Origin of the sequence: Enterobacter sp. BIDMC 27, from assembly GCF_000534415.1 — a bacterium.
In the GTDB taxonomy this organism is placed as follows: Bacteria; Pseudomonadota; Gammaproteobacteria; order Enterobacterales; family Enterobacteriaceae; genus Enterobacter; species Enterobacter hormaechei_C.
Genome location: NZ_KI973178.1, coordinates 2,061,061 through 2,084,402 on the forward strand (window position 1 = coordinate 2,061,061; position 23,342 = coordinate 2,084,402).

19 protein-coding genes and 2 pseudogenes are annotated in these 23,342 nt (G+C 59.4%); 10 read left to right on the top strand and 11 right to left on the bottom strand.

Translation table 11 applies throughout. From position 1 onward, the window contains the following. Positions 1–423: 423 nt before the first annotated feature. From L463_RS12850 to L463_RS12840, 3 genes are all read left to right on the top strand, one after another. Entirely contained in the window at positions 424–3,132 is a 2,709-nt protein-coding gene (locus L463_RS12850) for a cation-transporting P-type ATPase (protein WP_015571204.1), read from the top strand. 106 nt (positions 3,133–3,238) lie between these two features. Then, positions 3,239–4,303: an efflux RND transporter periplasmic adaptor subunit gene (locus L463_RS12845; protein ID WP_032673158.1), complete on the top strand. Its 1,065-nt coding sequence runs from the start codon at positions 3,239–3,241 to the stop codon at positions 4,301–4,303. Positions 4,304–4,312: 9 nt separating this feature from the next. Then, entirely contained in the window at positions 4,313–7,468 is a 3,156-nt protein-coding gene (locus L463_RS12840) for an efflux RND transporter permease subunit (RefSeq protein WP_032673160.1), read from the top strand. Here L463_RS12840 and L463_RS12835 read toward each other — a convergent pair. Then, positions 7,398–8,519, bottom strand: coding sequence for a YbdK family carboxylate-amine ligase (locus tag L463_RS12835; RefSeq protein ID WP_032105016.1), 1,122 nt, complete (start codon positions 8,517–8,519; stop codon positions 7,398–7,400). The genes L463_RS12840 and L463_RS12835 overlap by 71 nt on opposite strands. A gap of 105 nt (positions 8,520–8,624) precedes the next feature. Between L463_RS12835 and L463_RS12830 the strand changes: the two genes are divergently transcribed. Then, positions 8,625–9,515: an oxidoreductase gene (locus tag L463_RS12830; protein WP_032105017.1), complete on the top strand. Its 891-nt coding sequence runs from the start codon at positions 8,625–8,627 to the stop codon at positions 9,513–9,515. A 50-nt stretch (positions 9,516–9,565) separates the two neighbouring features. Here L463_RS12830 and L463_RS12825 read toward each other — a convergent pair whose 3' ends face one another. The 4 genes and pseudogenes from L463_RS12825 to L463_RS23485 form a co-directional block, all read right to left on the bottom strand. Beyond that, positions 9,566–10,000 carry a hypothetical protein gene (locus L463_RS12825; protein ID WP_032105018.1) on the bottom strand — a complete coding sequence of 145 codons (435 nt, stop codon included), beginning with the start codon at positions 9,998–10,000 and terminating at the stop codon, positions 9,566–9,568. After that, positions 9,997–10,353, bottom strand: coding sequence for a tlde1 domain-containing protein (locus L463_RS12820; protein WP_006809708.1), 357 nt, complete (start codon positions 10,351–10,353; stop codon positions 9,997–9,999). The genes L463_RS12825 and L463_RS12820 overlap by 4 nt, the downstream gene beginning before the upstream one ends. 10 nt (positions 10,354–10,363) lie before the next feature. Next, positions 10,364–10,855: an Hcp family type VI secretion system effector gene (locus tag L463_RS12815; RefSeq protein ID WP_003858859.1), complete on the bottom strand. Its 492-nt coding sequence runs from the start codon at positions 10,853–10,855 to the stop codon at positions 10,364–10,366. 343 nt (positions 10,856–11,198) lie between these two features. Beyond that, positions 11,199–11,422, bottom strand: a pseudogene (locus L463_RS23485) (glutamate-cysteine ligase family protein); the annotation flags it as partial. Between L463_RS23485 and L463_RS0122680 the strand changes: the two are divergent. Further along, a pseudogene (locus tag L463_RS0122680) lies at positions 11,418–11,570 on the top strand (ketopantoate reductase C-terminal domain-containing protein); the annotation flags it as partial. The pseudogenes L463_RS23485 and L463_RS0122680 sit on opposite strands and share 5 nt — an antisense overlap. Before the next feature lie 369 nt (positions 11,571–11,939). Continuing rightward, positions 11,940–12,608, top strand: coding sequence for an epoxyqueuosine reductase QueH (locus L463_RS12810; RefSeq protein WP_023296073.1), 669 nt, complete (start codon positions 11,940–11,942; stop codon positions 12,606–12,608). A 548-nt stretch (positions 12,609–13,156) separates the two neighbouring features. Here L463_RS12810 and L463_RS12805 read toward each other — a convergent pair. Then, complete coding sequence (locus tag L463_RS12805; RefSeq protein ID WP_015571195.1) at positions 13,157–14,038, bottom strand: LysR family transcriptional regulator; 882 nt, start codon at positions 14,036–14,038, stop codon at positions 13,157–13,159. Between the two features lie 105 nt (positions 14,039–14,143). On the opposite strand from L463_RS12805, the gene budA reads away from it, so the two are divergent. From budA to L463_RS12785, 4 genes are all read left to right on the top strand, one after another. Continuing rightward, on the top strand, positions 14,144–14,923 hold the full coding sequence (budA, locus tag L463_RS12800) for an acetolactate decarboxylase (protein WP_026094386.1): 780 nt from the start codon (positions 14,144–14,146) through the stop codon (positions 14,921–14,923). Then, a complete protein-coding gene (gene alsS / locus L463_RS12795; protein ID WP_154123198.1) occupies positions 14,895–16,616 on the top strand; it encodes an acetolactate synthase AlsS in 1,722 nt (573 codons plus the stop codon). The genes budA and alsS overlap by 29 nt, the downstream gene beginning before the upstream one ends. A 20-nt stretch (positions 16,617–16,636) precedes the next feature. Next, complete coding sequence (locus tag L463_RS12790) at positions 16,637–17,407, top strand: (S)-acetoin forming diacetyl reductase (RefSeq protein WP_003858846.1); 771 nt, start codon at positions 16,637–16,639, stop codon at positions 17,405–17,407. A 137-nt stretch (positions 17,408–17,544) separates the two neighbouring features. After that, the gene (locus L463_RS12785) at positions 17,545–18,018 is read left to right on the top strand and encodes a cold-shock protein (protein WP_017382537.1); all 474 of its coding nucleotides are present in this window, start codon (positions 17,545–17,547) and stop codon (positions 18,016–18,018) included. A gap of 108 nt (positions 18,019–18,126) precedes the next feature. On the opposite strand, the gene L463_RS12780 is transcribed toward L463_RS12785, so the two are convergent. From L463_RS12780 to L463_RS12760, 5 genes are all read right to left on the bottom strand, one after another. Continuing rightward, positions 18,127–18,831 (bottom strand): ABC transporter ATP-binding protein, encoded by a 705-nt coding sequence (locus tag L463_RS12780; RefSeq protein WP_032103075.1) that lies wholly within the window; start codon positions 18,829–18,831, stop codon positions 18,127–18,129. Further along, positions 18,818–19,654, bottom strand: a complete 837-nt coding sequence (locus L463_RS12775) for an ABC transporter ATP-binding protein (RefSeq protein WP_023296076.1) — start codon at positions 19,652–19,654, stop codon at positions 18,818–18,820. The genes L463_RS12780 and L463_RS12775 overlap by 14 nt, the downstream gene beginning before the upstream one ends. Continuing rightward, positions 19,647–20,480 (bottom strand): ABC transporter permease, encoded by an 834-nt coding sequence (locus L463_RS12770; protein WP_032103076.1) that lies wholly within the window; start codon positions 20,478–20,480, stop codon positions 19,647–19,649. The genes L463_RS12775 and L463_RS12770 overlap by 8 nt, the downstream gene beginning before the upstream one ends. Then, positions 20,480–21,493: an ABC transporter permease gene (locus L463_RS12765; RefSeq protein WP_032103077.1), complete on the bottom strand. Its 1,014-nt coding sequence runs from the start codon at positions 21,491–21,493 to the stop codon at positions 20,480–20,482. Before L463_RS12765 ends, L463_RS12770 begins: the two co-directional genes overlap by 1 nt. A 98-nt stretch (positions 21,494–21,591) precedes the next feature. Next, positions 21,592–23,160 carry an ABC transporter substrate-binding protein gene (locus tag L463_RS12760; RefSeq protein ID WP_023303250.1) on the bottom strand — a complete coding sequence of 523 codons (1,569 nt, stop codon included), beginning with the start codon at positions 23,158–23,160 and terminating at the stop codon, positions 21,592–21,594. Positions 23,161–23,342: the final 182 nt, after the last annotated feature.

Sequence of the window (23,342 nt, forward strand, 5' to 3'; positions counted from 1 at the left end):
CCCGCTGGCAAAATTGGGTAAAAGGCCACCGTTATTCTGCGAATTAATAACAGAAAATAGATAATATTTTCGGGGCGATTAAATTAATATCGCGTTATGTAAATAAACGTCTTTCTCACGAAAATATTTTTACAAAGCTATAGGTGCTATATCCAATTAACGTCGCAATAACAATGGCTGCGACAATGTATAACGCCAGACGCCGTCCGCGATAAATACCAAACATGCTTCCTCCTCGTTTAGTGTTGGTTTAGAAATATTTTGTAAAAATCAACGCGTCGAAATAATTTTAATCAGTTTTGAATAACCGGGTAGTCAATATATTGCGGTAGATCAATTTAACCCGCAAGACTTAAAAATGAATTATTTAAAGCCAGAAAGGAATTCCGGCTTCCGTCCACCGGATATTGAAGGAAAAATACCATGACCAAAAAAAATTTCTCGCAGAATATGCCACCCGCAGGCGGGCAGGCGTACCAGCAGACCGTAGAGCAGGTGCTTGCTCAGGCGCAGAGCCAGGCTAATGGCCTGGACCGTGCCGAGGCGCAGGCGCGTTTACAGAAGCATGGCCCGAACGCGCTGCCGGAGAAAAAAGGCAAGCCGGGCTGGCTGCGTTTTCTCGCGCATTTTAACGATGTCCTGATTTACGTCCTGCTGGCAGCCGCCGTATTAACGGCAGTAATGGGACACTGGGTTGATACGCTGGTTATTCTGGGCGTGGCGGTAATCAATGCCTTAATTGGCCACATTCAGGAAAGTAACGCGGAAAAATCCCTGAAGAGTATTCGCAATATGCTCTCCAGCGAGGCGCGCGTTATTCGTAACGGCAACCATGAAACTATCCCGACGACGGAAATCGTCCCGGGCGATATTATTGTGTTGCGTGCAGGAGATCGTATACCGGCGGATATGCGCTTAATCGAAGCGCATAATTTACGCGTGGAAGAGGCAATTCTGACCGGTGAATCCACCGTGGTGGATAAACACACGAGCCCGCTGAACGGCGAATTACCGCTGGGCGACCGCACGAACCTGGTCTTTTCCGGTACGACGGTAAGCGCGGGCGGCGGCGTTGGCGTGGTCATTGCCACGGGCCAGGAGACCGAACTCGGCCACATCAACCAGATGATGGCGGGCATTGAAAAACACCGCACCCCGCTGCTGGTGCAGATGGACAAGCTGGGTAAAGCGATCTTCGCCATCATTCTGGCGATGATGGCCGCGCTGTTTGTCTTCAGCCTGGTGTTCCGCGAGATCCCGATGGGCGAGCTGCTGCTCTCCCTGATTAGCCTGGCGGTAGCCTCCGTACCGGAAGGTCTGCCAGCGATTATCTCCATCATCCTCTCGCTGGGCGTACAGGCGATGGCGCGCAAGCGGGCCATCATCCGCAAGCTGCCGACGGTTGAAACCCTGGGCGCGATGACCGTGGTCTGCTCGGATAAAACCGGCACCCTGACCATGAACGAGATGACGGTGAAAGCCATCATCACCGCCGACACCTGCTATCGCGTGGACGGCAACAGCTACGAGCCGGTGGGCAACATCTACCTCGAAGGCAGCGACGAGCCGGTGCAGATCCAGCCGGGCACCGTGCTGGAGCAGTACCTGCGCACCATCGACCTGTGTAACGACAGCCAGCTGATTCAGGACGAGCGTGGCCTGTGGGGCATCACCGGCGGGCCAACCGAGGGCGCGCTGAAGGTGCTGGCGGCCAAGGCCCACCTCGAGCCGGTCGTGACCACGCTGGTTAACAAGATCCCGTTCGACTCTCAGTACAAGTACATGAGCACCCACTACCAGATTGGCAGTGAGGAGCAGATTTTGATTACCGGCGCGCCGGACGTGATTTTCGCCCTGTGTGAGCAGCAGCAGACCCGCAACGGTGCGCAAGCCTTTGACCGCGCGTACTGGGAAACGGAGATGGAGCGCTATGCGCGTCAGGGGCTGCGCATGGTCGCCGCGGCGTTCAAGCCAGCGAACGGCGAGCAGGCATTAACTCACGACGACCTGAGTCACGGCCTGATTTTCCTCGGCATTGCCGGGATGATGGATCCGCCGCGTCCGGAAGCGATTGAGGCGATTAACGCCTGCCAGCAGGCGGGGATCCGCGTGAAGATGATCACCGGGGATCACCCGCAGACGGCGATGAGCATCGGCCAGATGCTGGGGATCACCAACAGCGAGCAGGCGGTTACCGGCTACCAGCTGGAGAAGATGGACGACGCCGAGCTGGCGGAAGCGGCGGTGAAGTATGACATCTTCGCCCGTACCAGCCCGGAGCATAAGCTGCGCCTGGTGAAAGCGTTGCAGGACAAAGGCGAAATCGTCGGCATGACCGGTGACGGCGTGAACGATGCCCCGGCGCTGCGCCAGGCGGACGTGGGTATCGCGATGGGCATCAAAGGCACGGAAGTGACCAAAGAGGCGGCGGACATGGTCCTGACGGACGATAACTTCGCCACCATCGCCAGCGCGGTAAAAGAGGGGCGTCGCGTTTACGACAACCTGAAGAAGACCATTCTGTTCATCATGCCGACCAACCTGGCGCAGGGGCTATTGATTGTGATTGCGCTGCTGGCGGGGAACATCATTCCGCTGACGCCAGTGCTGATCCTGTGGATGAACATGGCGACCTCCGCCACGCTCTCCTTCGGCCTGGCCTTCGAGGCCGCCGAGCGCAACATTATGCGCCGCCCGCCGCGTCAGACCGGGCAGCACGTGATGGACGCCTACGCCGTCTGGCGCGTGGCCTTCGTCGGCACCATGATTGCCATCGCCGCCTTTGCGCTGGAAGCCTGGCTGGCCCCGCGCGGCCACAGCGCGGAGTTCATCCGCACCGTGCTGTTGCAGATGCTGGTCTGCGCCCAGTGGGTTTACATGATTAACTGCCGCAACACCGACGGGTTCTCCCTGAACCGCGGCCTGCTGGCGAACAAAGGGATCTGGCTGGTAACGGGCGTACTGTTCCTGCTCCAGGCGGCGATCATCTACCTGCCGTTTATGCAGATGCTGTTCGGCACCGAAGCGCTGCCGCTGCGCTACTGGTTCGTGACGCTGGCGGTGGCGGGCGTGATGTTCTTCGTCGTCGAAATCGAGAAGCGACTGACTCGCAGGTTCCGTAAGGCTGCATAACCTTTTGCCCTCACCCTAACCCTCTCCCACAGGGAGAGGGAACTCTGACCTCCCTCTCCCTGTGGGAGAGGGCCGGGGTGAGGGAAAACAACGCCGAGGTACTCCCATGAAATTCCCACTCCTGTTCGCGCTCCTCGCCTGCACCCTGCCACCCGCATTCGCCGCGGCCATTCCCGTGCGTGTCGCCACCGTGGAGCAGACCGCCCACGCCGCCGAGCGTCAGATCCCGGGTCGCATTGAAGCTATCCACACCGTTGAACTGCGCGCCCGCACGGAAGGCGTCATCACCAGAATCCACTTCCGCGACGGGCAGTACGTGAAAAAAGGCGACGTGTTGTTCGAACTGGACGACGCCGAGCCGCGCGCCGCCCTGCGTCTGGCGCAGGCCGAAGTGAGAAGCGCCGAAGCCACGCTGCGTCAGGCGCAGCAGCAGCTGTCACGCTTCGAAAGCCTGGGCAGCAGCAACGCCATCAGCCGCCACGACGTGGACAACGCCCGCATGCAGCGCGACGTAGCGAGCGCCGCGCTGGAGCAGGCGAAAGCCCGTCTCGACACCCGCAGCGTCACCCTCAACTACACGCGCATTACCTCACCGATTGACGGGCGCGTGGGGCACAGCAACTTTCACGTCGGCAGCCTGGTGAATCCTGCCAGCGGTGTGCTGGTGGAGGTGGTGCAGCTCGATCCCATCCGCATCGCCTTTGCGCTGGAAGAGGGCTCGTTTGCCACTAAAGCCGGACAGCATGCGGATATCAGCGCCATGAAGCAGGCCTGGCAGGCGCTGATTGACAGCAACGGCCAGCGCATCAGCGGGGAACTCACCTCCGTGGACAACCGCATCGACCCGCGAACCGCCAGCGTGATGCTGCGCGCCGAGTTCGCCAACCCGCGCCATCAGCTGCTGCCCGGCGGCAACGTGAACGTCTACCTGCGTCCGTCAAGTGAGCAACCAGTGCTGACTCTGCCCGCCGCTGCCGTACAGCAGAATGGCCACGGATTCTTCGCATGGGTGGTTAACGCCGAGGATAAAGCCGAAATGCGTCCGCTGAAGGTCGCCGGACAGATCGGCCAGCAGTTCCAGATTGCCTCCGGCCTGAAGCCCGGTGAGCGAGCGATTACTGACGGTGCGCAGCGCGTGCAGCCAGGCGTTGCCGTCCAGATACTGAATTAAGGAGCCATCATGCTGACGTTTTTCATCAAACGCCCGCGCTTTGCGATGGTGATTGCGCTGGTCATCACTCTGCTGGGAGCCATTGCGCTGAGGATTATTCCGGTGGAGCAGTACCCGCAGATCACCCCGCCGGTCGTGAATGTGTCAGCGTCATGGCCGGGCGCCAGCTCGGCTGACGTGGCGGAGGCCATCGCCACGCCGCTGGAAACCCAGCTGAACGGGGTGGATCATATGCTCTATATGGAGTCCACCAGTTCGGACGAGGGTAGCTATAGCCTGAACATTACCTTTGCGGCAGGCACCGACCCGGATCTCGCCGCCATCGACGTGCAGAACCGCGTGGCGCAGGCCGTGGCGCAACTGCCGACCGAGGCGCAGCAAAACGGCGTGCAGGTGCGCAAGCGCGCCACCAACCTGATGATGGGGGTAAGCCTTTACTCACCGAACAACACCCACACGCCGCTGTTCGTCAGCAACTACGCCAGCACCCAGGTGCGCGAGGCGCTGTCGCGTCTGCCGGGCGTCGGGCAGGTACAGATGTTTGGCGCACGGGACTACAGCATGCGCATCTGGCTGCGCCCGGACCGCATGAACGCCCTGAACGTGACCAGCGATGACGTGGCGCAGGCGCTGCGCGAGCAGAACGTGCAGGGGGCGGCAGGCCAGGTCGGCACGCCGCCGGTGTTTAACGGCCAGCAGCAGACCCTGACCATTAACGGGCTGGGGCGCTTAAATCAGGCCGACGACTTTGCCAACATCATTATCCGCGCCGGGGAGATGGGGCAGCTAGTGCGCCTGAAGGACGTCGCCACCATCGAGCTTGGCTCGCGCAGCTACAGCTCTGGCGCGCAGCTGAACGGGCACGACTCCGCCTACCTCGGCATCTACCCGACGCCGTCCGCTAACGCCCTGCGCGTGGCCGATGCGGTGCGCGCGGAGCTGGAACGGTTATCCACACGCTTCCCGGACGATCTGGTCTATGAAGTCAAATTCGACACCACCTCGTTTGTGGCCGCCACCATCAAAGAGATTGGCGTCTCGCTGGCGCTGACGATGCTGGCGGTGGTGGTCGTGGTGTCCCTGTTCCTGCAAAGCTGGCGCGCGACGCTGATTGTTGCCCTTGCCATTCCGGTGTCGCTGGTGGGCACCTTCGCGGTGCTCTATACGCTCGGCTACTCCGCCAATACGCTGAGCCTGTTCGCCATCATTCTGGCGCTGACCATGGTGGTGGATGACGCCATCGTGGTGGTGGAGAGCGTCGAAACGCTGATGGCGGAAGGGCAGAGCCGGACGGCGGCGACCGCGCTGGCGCTGCGCCAGATTGCCGGGCCAGTGATTGCCACCACGCTGGTGCTGCTGGCGGTGTTTGTGCCGGTGGCGCTCTTGCCGGGGATTGTGGGCGAGCTGTACCGCCAGTTCGCGGTGACGCTCTCGACTGCCGTCACGCTCTCAAGCCTGGTGGCGTTGACTCTTACGCCCGCCCTGTGCGCGCTGTTGCTGCGCCCGCGACCGGAGAAACCTGCGGCACTCTATCGCGCCTTTAACCACGGGCTGGACGCCACGCGCGGTTTCTACACCCGCATCGTGAACGTTTTAAACCTGCGCCCGTGGCTGGCGCTGCTGGCCACCGCGGGTGCGGCGGCGGTGGTGGTATTCAGCTTTATGTCGATGCCAAAGGGCTTCCTGCCGCAGGAGGATCAGGGCTACTTCTTCGCCAGCGTCCAGTTGCCGGAGGCAGCCTCGCTGGAGCGCACCGAAGCGGTGATGACCACCGCGCGCGAGCTGATCGCTAACAACCCGGCGGTAGAAGACGTGATTCAGGTCTCCGGGTTTAACATCCTCAACGGCACCAGCGCATCGAACGGCGGGTTTATCTCCATCATGCTCAAAGACTGGAGCGAGCGTCCGCCGCTGGATGAGGTGATGGGCACCCTTCAGCACCAGCTGCTGGCCCTGCCGGAAGCCACCATCATGACCTTTGCGCCGCCGACGCTGCCGGGGCTGGGCAACGCCTCCGGCTTCGACCTGCGCATTCAGGCGCAGGCGGGGCAAAGTCCGGCGGAGCTGGAGCGCGTGACGCGTGAGGTGCTGGCGAAAGCCAACCAGAACCCGCGGCTGAGCCGCGTGTTCACCACCTGGAGCAGCAACGTGCCGCAGATGACGCTCACCGTTGACCGCGAGCGCGCGGCCCGCCTCGACGTGCCGGTGTCACGCATCTTCAGCAGCCTGCAAACCGCCTTTGGCGGCACGCGCGCCGGGGATTTCAGCGTCAACAACCGCGTCTACCACGTAGTGATGCAGAACGAGATGCAGTGGCGCGAGCGCGCGGAGCAAATCAGCGAGCTGTTCGTGCGCAGCAACAGCGGCGAGCGGGTGCGTCTGAGCAACCTCATCACCATCACGCCGACCGTCGGCGCGCCATTTATTCAGCAGTACAACCAGTTCCCGTCGGTATCGGTGAGCGGCTCGGCAGCGGAAGGGGTGAGCAGCAGCACCGCAATGGCGGCGATGGGCGAGATTCTGGCGGAAAACCTGCCAGCCGGGTACGACTACGCCTGGAGCGGCATGTCGTATCAGGAGCAGCAGACCGGCAATCAGGCGATATGGATCGTGCTGGCGGCGGTGGTGATGGCGTGGCTGTTCCTCGTCGCCCAGTACGAGAGCTGGACGCTGCCGGCGAGCGTGATGCTCTCAGTGCTGTTCGCCATCGGCGGGGCGCTGGTCTGGCTGTGGCTGGCGGGCTATGCCAACGACGTATACGTGCAGATAGGTCTGGTGCTACTGATAGCCCTCGCCGCCAAGAACGCAATTCTTATCGTGGAGTTTGCCCGCGCCCGGCGCATGGATGGAATGGCGATTGTCGATGCCGCACGGGAGGGGGCATCGCGCCGCTTCCGCGCGGTAATGATGACCGCCGTGTCGTTCATTATCGGCGTCCTGCCGATGATGCTGGCGACCGGGGCGGGTGCCCAGAGCCGCCGCATCATCGGCACTACGGTGTTCAGCGGCATGCTGGTGGCGACCGTGGTGGGGATAGTGTTCATCCCGGCGCTGTTCGTGCTGTTCCAGCGCCTGCGCGAGTGGGGCCACGGCCTTACGGACTCGTCGCCCACAGCTCACAGTGCTTCTGCACCAGAGAAATCAGCGAGCCGCCATCGGCGATAAAGTCCCGCATGCGCTGCGCCTCGCTCTTGCCCTGCTTTAACAGCAGGGCAATCTCATTGATTGTGCTTGTCGCGCCGAGTTTCTCGGCCGACGGCGCAACCTGCTCGAGCAGCCAGGCGATATCTTCCGCCACGGTTTTGTGCTCGCCGGTATGTACGTCCGTCAGAATGCCTTCCAGCCCGTAGCGACAGGCCTGAAAACGGTTAAAGCGGTACAGCAGAAAATCCCGTTCCTGATGCTTATAGGGCCGCGCGGTCAGCAGCCAGTGCGACGTTGCCTGAATCAGCCCGGCGATATTAATGGCGTGGCTGAGCGTCAGCGGCGTATCCATCACCCGCACCTCGACGGTGCCGAAGTGCGGGCTGGGGCGGATGTCCCAGTGCAGATCCTTAATGCTGTCGATCATGCTGGTGGAGCTCAGGCGGCGGAACAGCCCCTCGAACTCCTGCCAGCTGTTGACCCACGGCATCTGACCGTTATCCGGGAAGCCCGAGAAGATGTTGAGACGCGATGAGGCGAACTTCGTGTCCGTGCCCTGCATATACGGTGATGCGGCGGCCAGGGCGATAAAGTGCGGCACAAAGCGCGACAGGCCGTGCAGCAGGTAAATGGCGTCGTCCCCGGTCCGACAGCCGACGTGTACGTGCTGGCCGAACACCGTCGCCTGCAAAATCAGATAGCCAAAGCGCTCCAGCGTGACGTTATAGCGCTCGTCGTCGCACACTTCCTGCCGCTGCCATTTCTGGAACGGATGCGTCCCACCGCCGCAGATCTGGATATGCTGATCTTCCGCCGCGCGCAGGATGCTCTGCTGCATCACTGAAAACTGCGCCGCTGCCTGGTCGATGGTCTGGCACACGCCGGTGGCGATTTCGAGCATGCTTTCGGTGATGTCGTGTTTGACTTCCCCCCCTTTGATGTCGTCTTTGACGGCGGCGATGAGGGCAGAGGAGTCCTGGCTCAGATCGTAACCCGGCGGGTTAACCACCTGGAGTTCGAGCTCAATGCCGAGGGTATAAGGTTCAGAGGATTTGAAGTCGGGTAAAGGCATGGCGCACTCCGTTGTCTGTTATGAGTTGAGTATAGACAATGGGCGTGGCGCGCTCGTCTCAGGGTGGTATAACTGATAGCAGGCTTAGCAAAAGGGGAGTGACCCATGTCTGACTATCCAACCATTGCGCTGACAGGACCCGGTGCGATTGGGACCACCATCGCCGCGGTGCTGCATGAAGCGGGCCGCACGCCGCTGCTGTGTGGGCGCACCGCGCATCCGGAACTGCGCCTGCGTCATGATGAGGGTGAAATTGTGGTGCCCGGTCCGGTACTCACCGATCCCAGCGTCATTACGCGCCCCGTTGACCTCGTTTTTTTGGCGGTCAAAACGACGCAAAATGCCGACAGCGCCGGGTGGCTGCGCGCTCTGTGCGATGAAAACACCGTGGTCTGCGCGCTGCAAAACGGCGTGGAGCAGAAAGCCCAGCTTGCGCCTTTGGTCAATGGCGCAACGGTGCTGCCCTCGGTGGTCTGGTTCCCTGCCCAGCGCGAGCCGGATGCCTCCGTCTGGCTGCGCGCCAAACCGCGCCTTACGCTGCCGGACGTGCCGCAGGCGCAGCGGGTGGTGGAGGCGCTTCGCGGCACGCGCTGTGACGTTGAGCTCTCGACAGATTTCACTACCGTCGCCTGGCGCAAGCTGCTGCAAAACGCGGTCGCCGGGCTGATGGTGCTGGCCAATCGCCGCGCCGGGATGTTCAGGCGCGAGGATATCAGCGAGCTGGCGCTGGCCTACCTGCGCGAGGGGCTTACCGTCGCCCGCGCCGAAGGGGCGAAGCTGGACGATGCGGTGGCCCAGGAGATCCTGGCGAACTTCCAGCGTGCGCCAGTGGATTTAGGCACGTCGATCCTTGCCGACCGTCAGGCGGATCGCCCGATGGAGTGGGATATCCGTAATGGCGTCATCCAGCGCTACGGCCGCAGGCACGGGATTGCGGTGCCCGTCAGCGATGTGGTGGTGCCGCTGCTGGCGGCGGGGAGCGAGGGGCCGGGGTGAGCCAGGGTCTGGCGAGAAGGAAGACCCGGCCGTTGTGCGCCGGGTAACTCTTACTTACCCTGACGGGCTTTCTCAGCGTTTAGCTCTTCCATTGTTGCTTCCAGGATCCAGAGGCACTGAGCACCCTCAACCGTATCCAGCAGCGCCCGGCGGGTGCGCTGATAGAACGCGTCGACTTCGGCGGGGGATTTCTCTAGAGGCGGCGTGCAGACGATATCGCTGCCAACCACGTGCGGCCACTTTCCCGCGTCAATGGTCTGGAGCGCTTTCAGTGTGGCGCTGGTGTTTGTTGTGAGCGCTGCGGCCAAAGCATCCTCCAGCAGTTGCGCCTGCCTGGCGTCAGCCGTGGCAGCCAGCGTTGGGGCTTGCTCAATCCAGTGTGTGTCACCTGAGGCGATTCCATGAAGTGCTGATGGCCAGTCAGTGCTGGCTGCAATGGCTGGGACAGTGAGCGCACAAAGCAGCAGGACGATTGGGTATTTCATCGCACTACCTCAAGCTCACCGCCGTCACGAAGGATTTTACGTCGCGTTGACAGTGAGAGAATGATGCACCCCTCCGAAGCAAATCCGGCTGGACCGTACTTATGGTCACCATGAATGCGGAACTCTGAACGACCAAAACTCTCTCCCGAAGTTTGCTCAAGGATAATGGTAATGGGTCCTTTAGAATTCGAATGTCCCGCAATTTTATATGTTCCGCGCGGCAATGGACCCAGACCCTTCACATGCTGACGGTCCGGATTATTTTTATTGGTAAGGGCACCGGAATATCCTGTCTCAATTAATTTGCCGTCTTTATACATCTTGCCAGTTGATTGCTCATACTTCCATCCCATAACGTTCTCCTTATGCCGTCTTACGGTCATTCCAGCTATCTGAATGCATGATGTTACCGTCCACGTAGCGCCAGGTAATTTTTTCATAGAGCAGCTCTACCAGCTCAAGATGGTTATGCTTCTCATAGTCAGGATCTTTGATATCAAGCATCATTGGACAGACGCTGGCGATCTTCACGCCTTCCAGAAGGGTGGAAAAATATTCCACTTCCTGACCAGCATCGTTGATACGGTAAAACTTTATCTCTGCGGATTTTAGCTTCTGGCCCGTGCTAACAGCCTTGTACAAATAGGGGCTGGAAGCGTCGATCTCTTTATCGAAAGAATAGGGGGAATGGATGCGAAGACTTGTCGCCTTGCCGTTATGCTTGTCCGTGGGCTGCATTATGCCGTGATTTAAGGCGATAATCTCGATGCTACCTTCACGTCCATATATATCGACAGAGCCTTTTATATCGGCGCCGCCGTCATCTTTAAGCCATAAATAAGCGGGAATAGCCATTTGTTTAAAACTCCATTTAAGGAAATCCTGAAAAGACCTTATGGTTTAGCTTGTTACGTAACTAGTGCAACGCTAGCGCGTACAAAATTGGCCGTCAATTTTGTACAGGGTGGATATAAAACGATCTGCGGTTTCGTTGATGCAAATTAAGAAAGTATGGGGGCTTATGGTTTGGATCTGGATAAATTGTTAATGATTAATACGGTGGTTTTGCTTAAATAATAATTAAGTGAATATTAATTGAAGATGTAATAAATACTTGAATGTTTATTGGGTATTCTGTCTATTTGACTCTTTATTAATTGTTCAAAAACGCATAACGGCTCGTCTGAATATCCACCTATCCGTAGCGACACACCTGAAAACGGTAAAGAGGTACCGCAGAAAATCCCGTTCCTGATGCTTATAAGGCCGCGTGGTCAGCAGCCAGTGTGACGTGGCCTGGATCAGCCAGGCGATATTAATCGCGTTGTTGAGCGTCAGCGGCTTATCCGTCGACCGCACCTGCACGGTGCTAATGTGCGGGCTGGGGCGAATGTCCCAGTGCAGATCTTTAATGCTGTCGATCCTGTCCGACCGTCAGGCGGATCGCCTGATGGAGTGGGACATACGCAACGGCGTGATCCAGCGCTATGGCCGCAGGCACGGGATTGCGGTGCCCGTCAGCGATGTGGTGGTGCCGCTGCTGGCGGCGGGGAGTGAGGGGCAGGGGTGAGAGAGATAGTGGTATTAACGTCTGGGGAATTGGTCTGGGTGAAAACCTCGCATCAGTTCCCCACAAATGCGCTCACCGGCAAACCAAAACGCTTCGCCAGCGCGCATATGATCCAGCGTTAACGTGCCTGATCTATCTTGGCCTGAAATATTTGTTTAATTTGCGTAGCGTATTCAGGAATTGCTTGCTGAGAAGAAGTGCAGCGGAGATAGTTTTGCTAACCAGGTTATATAGAAACGTGTGAAAGATGCGTCCGCTATGTGTCAATAACAGGCATTGCGGGATATGTATGAGACTGGCCGCCATTCCCGATAGCACAGCTCTGATGCTACACTGTTTTCAGTCCTCATTACCTCAACAAATAAATTTATGACTACCGCTGATTTCAAACGCCCTAAACTAGAACTCCCAAACGGGGCAGATAAACTGCTGCTGCACTCCTGTTGCGCTCCGTGTTCTGGTGAGGTAATGGAGGCGATCCAGGCCTCAGGGATCGACTACACCATCTTCTTCTACAATCCGAACATTCATCCGCAGAAAGAGTATCTGATTCGTAAGGATGAGAATATTCGCTTTGCCGAACAGCACGGCGTACCGTTTATCGATGCGGATTACGATACAGATAACTGGTTTGAGCGCGCCAAAGGCATGGAATGGGAACCCGAGCGCGGCATTCGCTGCACCATGTGTTTTGACATGCGCTTTGAGCGGACTGCGCTTTACGCCGCTGAAAATGGCTTCAACGTGATTAGCAGCTCACTGGGCATCTCTCGCTGGAAAAATATGCAGCAAATCAACGACTGCGGTCAGCGAGCCGCCGCCCACTATCCGGGTATGGTCTATTGGGACTATAACTGGCGGAAACAGGGCGGTTCGTCGCGCATGATTGAAATCAGCAAGCGCGAGCAGTTCTACCAGCAGGAATACTGCGGCTGTGTTTATTCACTGCGTGACAGCAACCTGCACCGCAAATCCCAGGGCCGTCCTCTCATTCAGATCGGTAAGCTTTACTACGGTAAAGAAGACGACCAGGCCTGATTTTATGTCACGCCCTCTGTGGCGTGACCGCCTTCCTGTGCATTCCTCTAACAATTGCATGCCCCACCCGGCACGAACAGTAATTTTTAGTCATGAGATGGCTGAAAGTCGATCTGGCATCGAAGCCTGCTGAACGCTCTTAACAGTCATTCATCAAACAACGTTGTCCTTTGTATAAGGCCGACTCAGTGAGCCGTTATATAAGGCTCCTTCACAAACTCCGCTAACAACCCAGCAGTTGCTTACAGAGCGTGGCAAATGTCACCGCATCGTCCGTTTCCACCAGTACGCTCACGTATGCCGCACAGGTGCCAGACAGTTCAAAGAGATCCGCAGAATCGGGAAGTTGCAGGTGAAGAAGGGATGAAAAGGGATGCCCCTGAATTACATAAGGTTGCTTAAAAGTTTGCGAGGCGGCTTCCAAAGGGCATTGCCGGGTGGCGGCTGCGCCTTACCCGGCCTACAAAACCGCCAACAAGCCAACCAACCCGCGACACGAAGCGTAGGCCCGCGCAAGCGCAGCGCCGCCGGGCACAGCCACACCGTAGCTACTCCTCGCTCATCATCGCCAGAAACCGCTTCACCGTCCGCGAACGCTCAAAGCGCCGCCAGCAGAGCGCGATATCGGTATAAAGCTCCGGCGAGCGCAGCGCATGGTAGGTGACATTCGGCGGAGAAATAGCGGCCATGGATTTCGGCACCAGCGCGAACCCGCCGCCAGCGGAGACCATGCTCAGGGAAGAGGAAAGTTGTGAAGATTGCAGCGTGTGTTGCATATCGATCCCGGCCCGCTCGCAGCTGCCGTAAACGCGGTCATACAGCCCCGGTGCTACCTCCTGGGGGAACAGCACCACCGGCGTATCCCGCAGCTCATCCAGCGCCAGATCGCCACATGCCGCCAGAGGATGATCGCGATGCAGCGCCACCACCATCGGCTCCCGATCGAGGATTTTTAATTCGAACACCTTACTGCTTTCGCACGGCAGGCGCACAAAGGCGATATCCAGCTCACCCTCCGCCAGCATCGTCGTCAGCGACGACATATTGGCTTCCACCTGGTGAACCTGCACAGCCATGTTCTGCACCTGAAACTGGCGAATCAGGGCGAAGATTTTGGGATGAAAAGCATCTGAACTGGTGATGCCAATCGACAGGCTGCCGTTCAGCCCGCGCGCGATGCCCCGGGCTTTCTCCAGCGCGGCATCGCTCAGCGCCAGGATCTTACAGGCGTCCTCATAGAAGGCCTCTCCCGCTTCGGTCAGCTCCACGCCCCGCGTCAGGCGCCTGAACAGCGGCGTGCCCACTTCCTCTTCGAGCCGTTTGATCTGCTGACTCAGAGGAGGCTGTGAAATACCCAGCGCTTTGGCCGCCCTGGTGAAGTGTCGCTCGCGTGCTACCGCGACAAAATAGCGCAGATAACGAAGTTCCATATCAAAAACGTCTCAAACCAGCATGGATTCTATATTGGAACTCTCTGCTGAATCGGGTCAACATTTATTTAACCTTTATAAATAAAGTTGAAGAGGACGGGCATGATGATGCATTCATCTGCATGCGACTGTGAGGCGAGTTTATGCGAGACCCTGCGTGGGTTCTCGGCTCAGCATCCTGACAGCGTGATCTATCAGACATCGCTAATGAGCGCCCTGCTAAGCGGCGTCTACGAAGGGGAGACGACCATCGCCGACCTGCTGGCACACGGTGATTTTGGTCTCGGTACCTTTAACGAGCTGGACGGTGAAATGATTGCCTTCAGCAGCCAGGTGTACCAGCTGCGCGCCGACGGCAGCGCCCGCGCCGCGAAGCCGGAGCAAAAAACGCCGTTCGCGGTGATGACCTGGTTCCAGCCGCAGTACCGCAAGGCCTTCGACGGGCCGGTCAGCCGTCAGCAGATCCACGACGTGATCGACAAGCAAATCCCCTCCGATAACCTGTTCTGCGCGCTGCGCATCGACGGCAATTTCCGCCACGCGCACACCCGCACCGTACCGCGCCAGACACCGCCGTACCGGGCGATGACCGACGTGCTGGATGACCAGCCGGTGTTCCGCTTTAACCAGCGCGAGGGCGTACTGGTCGGGTTCCGCACCCCGCAGCATATGCAGGGCATTAACGTGGCGGGCTATCACGAACACTTTATCACCGACGACCGTCAGGGCGGGGGCCACCTGCTCGACTATCAGCTGGAGAACGGCGTGCTCACCTTCGGCGAAATCCACAAGCTGATGATTGACCTGCCCGCCGACAGCGCGTTTTTACAGGCCAACCTGCACCCCAGCAACCTTGATGCGGCTATCCGCGCCGTCGAAAACTAACAGGAGAACTACCGTGAACAGTGAGAAACAGTCACGTCAGTGGGCGCACGGCGCCGATATGGTTGTCGGCCAGCTGGAAGCGCAGGGTGTGAAGCAGGTGTTCGGCATACCGGGCGCAAAAATCGACAAGGTCTTTGACTCCCTGCTGGACTCCTCCATCGAGATTATCCCGGTGCGTCACGAGGCGAACGCGGCGTTTATGGCGGCAGCGGTAGGGCGGCTAACCGGTAAGGCCGGGGTCGCGCTGGTCACCTCCGGGCCGGGCTGCTCCAACCTGATCACCGGCATCGCCACCGCCAACAGCGAAGGTGACCCGGTGGTGGCGCTGGGCGGGGCGGTGAAGCGGGCAGATAAAGCGAAACTGGTGCACCAGAGCATGGATACCGTCGCCATGTTCAGCCCGGTCACCAAATACGCCGTCGAAGTTAATTCACCGGACGCGATTGCCGAGGTGGTGTCGAACGCGTTTCGCGCTGCCGAGCAGGGCAGGCCGGGCGGGGCGTTTGTCAGCCTGCCGCAGGATATTGTCGACCAGCCCACCACGGGGGCTATTTTACCCGCCAGCACCGCGGCGCTGATGGGCCCGGCGCCGGAGTCAGCCATCAACGACGTGGCGAAGCTTATCGCGAAGGCCAAAAACCCGGTCATCTTACTCGGCCTGATGGCCAGCCAGCCCGCCAACAGCGCCGCGCTGCATAAGCTGCTGGAGAGAAGCCGTATTCCGGTCACCAGCACCTATCAGGCCGCCGGGGCGGTGAATCAGGAACACTTCACCCGCTTCGCCGGACGCGTCGGCCTCTTTAACAACCAGGCGGGCGACCGGCTGCTGCATCTGGCGGACCTGATTATCTGCATCGGCTACAGCCCGGTGGAATACGAGCCGTCCATGTGGAACAGCGGCGACGCGACGCTGGTGCACATTGACGTGCTGCCCGCCTATGAGGAGCGCAAGTATGTTCCCGATCTGGAACTGGTCGGGGATATTGCCGCCACGCTGAATCTGCTTGCCAGTCGAATCGAGCACAAACTTGAACTCAGCCAGCGCGCCTCGGAAATTCTTGTCGATCGCCAGCATCAGCGGGACCTCCTCGACCGTCGCGGCGCATCGCTCAACCAGTTTGCGCTGCATCCGCTGCGCATCGTCCGGGCCATGCAGGACATCGTGAATAACGACGTAACGCTCACCGTCGACATGGGCAGCTTCCACATCTGGATCGCCCGCTACCTCTACAGCTTCCGGGCGCGTCAGGTGATGATCTCCAACGGTCAGCAGACCATGGGCGTGGCGCTGCCGTGGGCGATTGGCGCGTGGTTGGTCAACCCGGGGCGCAAGGTGGTCTCGGTCTCCGGGGACGGCGGCTTTTTGCAGTCGAGCATGGAGCTGGAAACCGCCGTACGCCTCAACGCCAATGTGCTGCACATCATCTGGGTGGATAACGCCTACAACATGGTGGCCATCCAGGAAGAGAAAAAATACCAGAGGCTTTCCGGCGTCGAGTTCGGCCCGGTCGATTTCAAAGTCTATGCCGACGCGTTCGGTGCGAAAGGCTTTGCCGTCGAGAGCGCGGATGCGCTCGAACCGACGCTGCGTGCGGCAATGGATGTCGATGGCCCGGCCGTGGTGGCCATTCCCGTCGACTACAGCGATAACCCGCTGCTGATGGGCCAGCTCCATCTCAGCCAGATTTTGTGAATCAATATAAGGACAGAGAAATGCAAAAAGTGGCTCTCGTAACCGGCTCCGGCCAGGGGATTGGCAAAGCGATCGCGCTTCGCCTGGTGAAGGATGGTTTTGCCGTTGCTATTGCGGATTACAACGAAGAGACGGCGAAAGCGGTCGCGGATGAGATCACCCGTAACGGCGGGAAGGCCGTCGCCGTGAAGGTGGACGTCTCTGACCGCGAGCAGGTGTTCGCGGCGGTGGAAAAAGCCCGCACCGCGCTGGGCGGTTTTAACGTCATCGTCAATAACGCCGGGGTGGCGCCGTCCACGCCCATCGAATCCATCACGCCGGAGATTGTCGACAAGGTCTACAACATCAACGTGAAAGGGGTGATCTGGGGCATTCAGGCCGCAATTGACGCGTTTCGTAAAGAGGGGCACGGCGGCAAGATCATCAACGCCTGCTCCCAGGCGGGCCACACCGGTAACCCGGAGCTGGCCGTCTACAGTTCCAGTAAATTCGCGGTGCGCGGCTTAACCCAGACCGCCGCGCGGGATCTCGCGCCGCTGGGGATCACCGTTAACGCCTACTGCCCGGGGATCGTCAAAACGCCGATGTGGGCGGAAATCGACCGTCAGGTCTCCGAGGCGGCGGGTAAACCGCTTGGCTACGGGACGGAAACCTTTGCCAAACGCATCACGCTTGGCCGTTTGTCCGAGCCGGAAGACGTGGCCGCCTGCGTCTCTTACCTCGCCGGGCCGGATTCCGACTACATGACCGGTCAGTCGCTGCTGATTGATGGTGGGATGGTGTTCAACTAAATACACAATACTAAAAAGCTCTGACATGAACTTTCCCCTGCTCCCGTGCAGGGGCTTTTTTTTGTCTCGTCAGCCATTGTGCATTACACTGCGCGCTGCAAAACTTTAGTCTTAAGATCTGACAGGCGGTAACAGCGATGAACGGTACAATCACAACGTGGTTTAAAGATAAAGGCTTTGGATTTATCAAAGATGAAAACGGCGACAACCGCTATTTTCATGTGATTAAGGTCGCCAACCCTGATCTGATTAAAAAAGATGCGGCGGTGACCTTCGAGCCAACCACCAACAGCAAAGGCCTTTCCGCGTATGCGGTGAAGGTGATCCCGGAGAGTAAGCATCTTTATATTGCGGGCGAGCGCGTGAAGCTCACCTCAATTAAATCCTTCGTGGTGTTCAGCGAGGAAGAGCCCGTTGAGACCAAAATCGACAAAGAGAATGCGGTGCTGTCGGTGGGGCTGCTGATGAACAGCATCAAACCCAAAACCGAGAAAAAGCCGGGCGAAATGCGCACGGTGAAGAAGCTGGCGATCACCACCTTCCAGAACACGACGATGATCTTCACTGAAGATGAGATCGACATTGATGCCACGGTGAAGCTGCTGAAGTAACGTTTTGCCGGGTGGCGGCTACGCCTTACCCGGCTTACGAAAAACCATCAACGCGGCACGAAACGTAGGCCCGGTAAGCGCAGCGCCACCGGGCACCGCCGCGCGCACTTACCCCATCCTGTGCTCGCCCCGCAACATTGCTTCACGGTCAAATACCCGCTGGATCTCCCCGTGCGCCATAAATGCCGCCCGGTCGGACATATGCGCAATCACGTCCGCATCGTGGCTCACCAGCAGGTAGGTCATGCCGTGCTGCGCCTTCAGGCGGTTGAGCAGGTTCAGGATCTCCGCCTGTACCGACATATCCAGCGCCGAGGTCGGTTCATCCAGCAGCAGAAGCTGCGGGCGCAGCAGCAGCGCGCGGGCAATGGCCACGCGCTGACGCTGTCCGCCGGAAAGCTGATGCGGGTAACGCCTGCCGGCGTCGGCAGCCAGACCCACCTGTTGCAGCGCATCCGCCACCTTTTCGGCAACCTGTGTTTCGCCGTGGATGTTTAACGGCTCCGACAGGGTGCGGGCAATGGTGTGGTTCGGGTGCAAAGACGCCCACGGATCCTGGAACACCATCTGCACGTTACGGCGAAGCGCGCCTTCAAAACGTCGTCCTGGCCGTAAATTTTCCCCGAGGACGGAAATGTGGCCATTCCACTCGCGCAGCAGCCCCGCCAGCACGCGCAGAAGAGTCGATTTGCCGCAGCCGGATTCACCGATCAGGCTGAAGGTTTCGCCTTTTTCGATGGCAAAACTGGCGGCGGAAACCGCCGTTTTTTCACCAAAACTCACCCGGAGCTGGTTAACCTCAACGAGTGCCATTGTCGGCCTCCTTCCACGGTTGCGAACGGTCGAGCGTCGGCAGCATCTGGCCGAACGTCCCGGCGTTCGGGCGGCAGGTCCAGAGCGTGCGCGTGTAAGGATGGGTTGCCTGCGGCAACTGGCTCGCCGCCATTTCATCAACTTTCTCACCCTGATACATCACCAGCACGCGGTCACAGTGTTCCGCGACGAGCGGCAAGTCGTGGCTGATTAACAGCATCGCCATCTGCCGCGCCTCGCACTGCTGTACCAGCAGCTCCAGGATCTGGTTGCGCAGGCGTGCGTCCAGCGCGGAAGTCGGTTCGTCGGCGATCAGCACCTGCGGGTTGTTGACGAGCGCAATGGCGATCATCACGCGCTGGCCCATGCCGCCGGAGAGTTCGCCGGGATAGCGCTGGAGCACGTGCTCGTTCAGCCCCACGGCGCGGATGATATCGTGAATGCGCGCCAGGCGTTCGGCGCGGGGCAGGCGCTGATGGAGGGTCAGCGCCTCATCAAGCTGGGCGGCGACGGTTTTCACCGGGTTTAGCGCGTAGCGCGGGTCCTGTAGAACCATCGCAATGCCGTTGCCGCGCAGCGCCTGCCAGCGGCGGCTGTTCAGGGTCAGCAGGTCGTTGCCAAGCACGTTAAGCCGCTTAGCGCTCACGATGCCGGGCTTGCGCACCAGCCCCATCAGGGCGCGGGCAGACATGGACTTGCCGGAGCCGGATTCTCCCACCAGCGCCAGCCGCTCGTTGCCTAACGTAAAGCTCAGGTTGTTGACCACGCGCGCGGCGGGGTAGTCGATATTTAGCGCATCGACGATGACGCGGTGTTCAGTCATGCTGTGGCTCCAGTACGTCGCGCAGGCCATCGCCCAGCAGGTTAAAGGCCAGGCTGGCAAACAGAATCGCCCCGCCTGGAATGGCGGCAATCCACCACTGGTCAAAAATGACCTGCATGCCGTCGGCTATCATCGCGCCCCATTCCGCCATCGGTGGACGTGCGCCCAGGCCAAGGAAACCCAGCCCGGCGGCGGCCAGAATGATCCCGGCCAGATCCAGCGTCAGCCGTACAATCGCGGAGGGCAGGCACAGGGGCAGAATATGGCCGACCTGCAGGCGCGGGCCGCGAATGCCCATCATCTCCGCGGCGGCCAGATAATCGCTGTGGCGCAGACGCTGGATTTCACTGCGCGCCTGGCGCGCATAGGCAGGCCAGGTCGTTAAGGCCAGCGCCAGCGCGCCGTTCACCAGACCGGGGCCGAGCATCGCGACAAACGCGAAGGCGAGGATCAGGCGCGGCATCGACATCACCACGTCGGTAAAGCGCATCAGGATGCGCTCCATCCAGCCGCCGTAGTAGCCTGACAAAATCCCCACCAGCAGACCGGCGGGGAGGGTAATAACGGTGACTAAGGCCACCAGCCCCAGTGCCGGACGGGTGCCGTAGATTAATCGGGAGAGCAGATCCCGCCCATAGCTATCGGTACCCAGCCAGTGCTGCGCGTTGGGCGGTTGCAGACGCGCGGCGGCGTCCTGCCAGTTGGGATCATGCGGCGCAAGCCACGGCGCGAACAGGGCAATAAGCACCAGCAGCGCGATGGCGATCAGCCCGCAAAACGCGGCAGGGGAGCGGCGCAGGCGGCGTAAGAAGAGATAAAACGGCATTAGCGCACCCTGGGATCGGTCGCCCGCACAAGCAGGTCGGTAAGGTTATTGATCAGAACAAAGCAGACGCCAATCAGCAGCGTGCCGTCCATCACGGCGGTGGTGTCACCGGCGAACAGGGCCGTGGTGAGGTAGCGCCCGATGCCCGGCCACGAGAAGACGGTTTCGGTTAATACCGCGCCCTCCAGCATGCTGGTGTAGGCCAGCGCAATTACCGTCAGCAGGGTGCTGCGAATGTTCGGCAGCACGTGACGCAGCAGGATGGTCATCTCTCCGGCGCCTTTGGCGCGGGCGAGCAATATGTACTCTTTGTTCATCTCGCTCAGACAGGCGGAGCGCGTCAGGCGGGTGATACTTGCCAGCGAGTAGTAGGCCAGCAGCAGCACCGGCAGCACCAGGTGGCTGATGGCGTTGCGGAACGCCTCGCGGTCGCCGGAAAGCCAGGTATCAACCAGCGCAAATCCGGTTCGTGGCTCGACGGTGAATTGCCAGATGTCGTCCAGCCTGCCGGGGCCAGCGCTCCACTGTAGTTTCGCGTAGAACAGAGCCAGCATCAGCAGTCCGAGCCAGAATATTGGCACCGAATTGCCGAGCAGGGTGAGCGTTCTGATCGCTAAGTCCAGTGGCGAACCGGCGTAGCGGGCGCACAGTACACCCGCAATCACGCCGAGTACCGTGCCGATAATTAGCGCCAGCGTTGCCAGTTCCAGCGTGGCGGGAAAGGCGTGCAGCAGGTCCTGCAATACCGGCTGACCGGTAGCGCTGGCGGTGCCTAAATCCCCGTGAGCGAGGTTTTGCAGGTAGTGCAAGAACTGCACCGGCAGGGGCCGATCCAGCCCAAGCTGGTGGCGAACCTGATCGTAAGTGGACTGGCTGGCGTGATCGCCGACGATCTGCAATACGCGATCGACCGGGGAAAAGGCAGAGAGCGCAAACGTGACCAGCAGTAGCCCGAACAGCGTGAGCAGGAGAGTCAGCAGACCCTGAAGCACGCGGGTGGAAAGATGTGGCATGGGAAATCTCTTTATGCCGGGTGGCGGCTTCGCCTTACCCGGCCTGCAAAAACCAGGAACGTAGGCCGGGTAAGCGCAGCGCCACCCGGCAACAAGGGCTACTTCGTAACGCGATCGTACCAGACCATATCCGCGTTCAGCCCCTGCTGATACCCCTTCACGTTATCGCGCACCACGATCTGGGTTTTGCCCTGGTCAACGAACACATACGGCGAGTTATGCTGTAACTGTTCCTGCATCTTCTTATACAGATCCAGACGTTTTGCCGGATCCGGCTCGGCAACCGCCGCCAGCGTAGCGTTGTTCAGCTCCGGAATTTTCCAGCCGTTAAGCCCGGCCACGGTGCTGGATTTCCCGTCATTCCATGCGAAGGCGCTGGCGTTGGAGTGTGCATCGAAGTAGTCCGGGATCCACAGACGTATGGCCGCCTGATGCTGTTTCGCACGCACGCGGGCGTACACCTGGCTACCCGCCGCGGGCAGCAGATCCACCTTCACGCCGCCCTGAGCGAAGCTCGCCTGCATGGATTGCGCGATGGTGATGAACGGCGGTTTATTCTCTACGTCCAGCGTGAAATGCGCGTCTTTGATGCCCGCCCTGGCGAGGATCGCTTTTGCTTTTGCCGGGTCAAACGTGAACGGATTGTCCTCCAGCGCGCCCGGCAGGCCGACCGGCAGGAAGCTCTGATGAACAAAATACTGGCCTTTCAGCAGGTCCTTGGTGATGCCTTCATAATCCACCAGCCAGCGCGAGGCTTCCCAGAACGCTGGATTATTCAGCAGCGGGTTAGCGCTGTTGCCGGTGTTAAACACCAGATAGTTTTGCTCGGCAGAAGGGATGCTAAGCACCTTCACGCCCGGCTTGCCGCTGAGGGCGATTATCTGGTCTGCACCCAGATCGCGCGCCACGTCCGCATCACCCTGCTGGATCAGCAGGCGGCGGGAAGCGGGATCGGGGACGTTTTTAATGATGATGCTTTTAAGCTTCGGCGCGCCGCCGGGCGCGGATTCGTTGGCTTCCAGCACGATGGCCTGATGCGGCTGGTAAACGCGCATTTTGAACGCGCCGCTGCCCGCAGAGTGCATTTTTAACCACGCGTTGCCGAAGTCGTTATCCTTCACGTTCGCCGCAACCTGCTTTTCATCGACGATGGAGGCAATCGGCGTGGAGAGTATATTCAGCGCTACCGACGGGCTGACGTCCGCCGTCCAGCGAAGCGTGAGGGTATGGTCGTCCACTTTCTTCAGCTGGCTGGCGATGTTGCTGGCGTCCCAGCCCAGTACGTTGAGGATAAACGCCGGGGATTTGTTCAGCGTCACGGCGCGGGTATATGAGAAGATCACATCTTCCGGGCGCAGCGGGTTGCCGGAGGCGAATTTTGCATCGGGCTTAAGTTTGATGGTCAGGGTTTTTGCTGCCGCGTCCGCTTCCCAGCTTTCGGCCAGAACCGGGGTGATTTTTTCCGGGTTATCGCGGTCCGGCTGTACCAGACGCTGATACAAACTCGGTACGGTCTGGATGCTGGAAAGTTCGTTGGCTTCGGCCGGGTCAAGGCTCACGATATCATCCAGACCCTGGGCGACAACCAGCGTGTTGGGCGGGGTAGCGGCGTGAGCAGCGCTTGAGAGCGCAGCCAGCACCAGTAACGGCAGCAGTTTTTTATTCATAGCGATCCCTGAAGAAAATATATTGTGATTGTTTTATGCACCGTTACGGTAGGCTGGCTGAGGATTTCCTCAAAGTCGAAATTCTGCTTTGCTTATGCCCTCCGGGAATAACGCATTCGGTCTGGTTATGAGTCACCTCTCTTTTCGTTCGCTTTTTAACCTGATATAACAAACTCCTTACC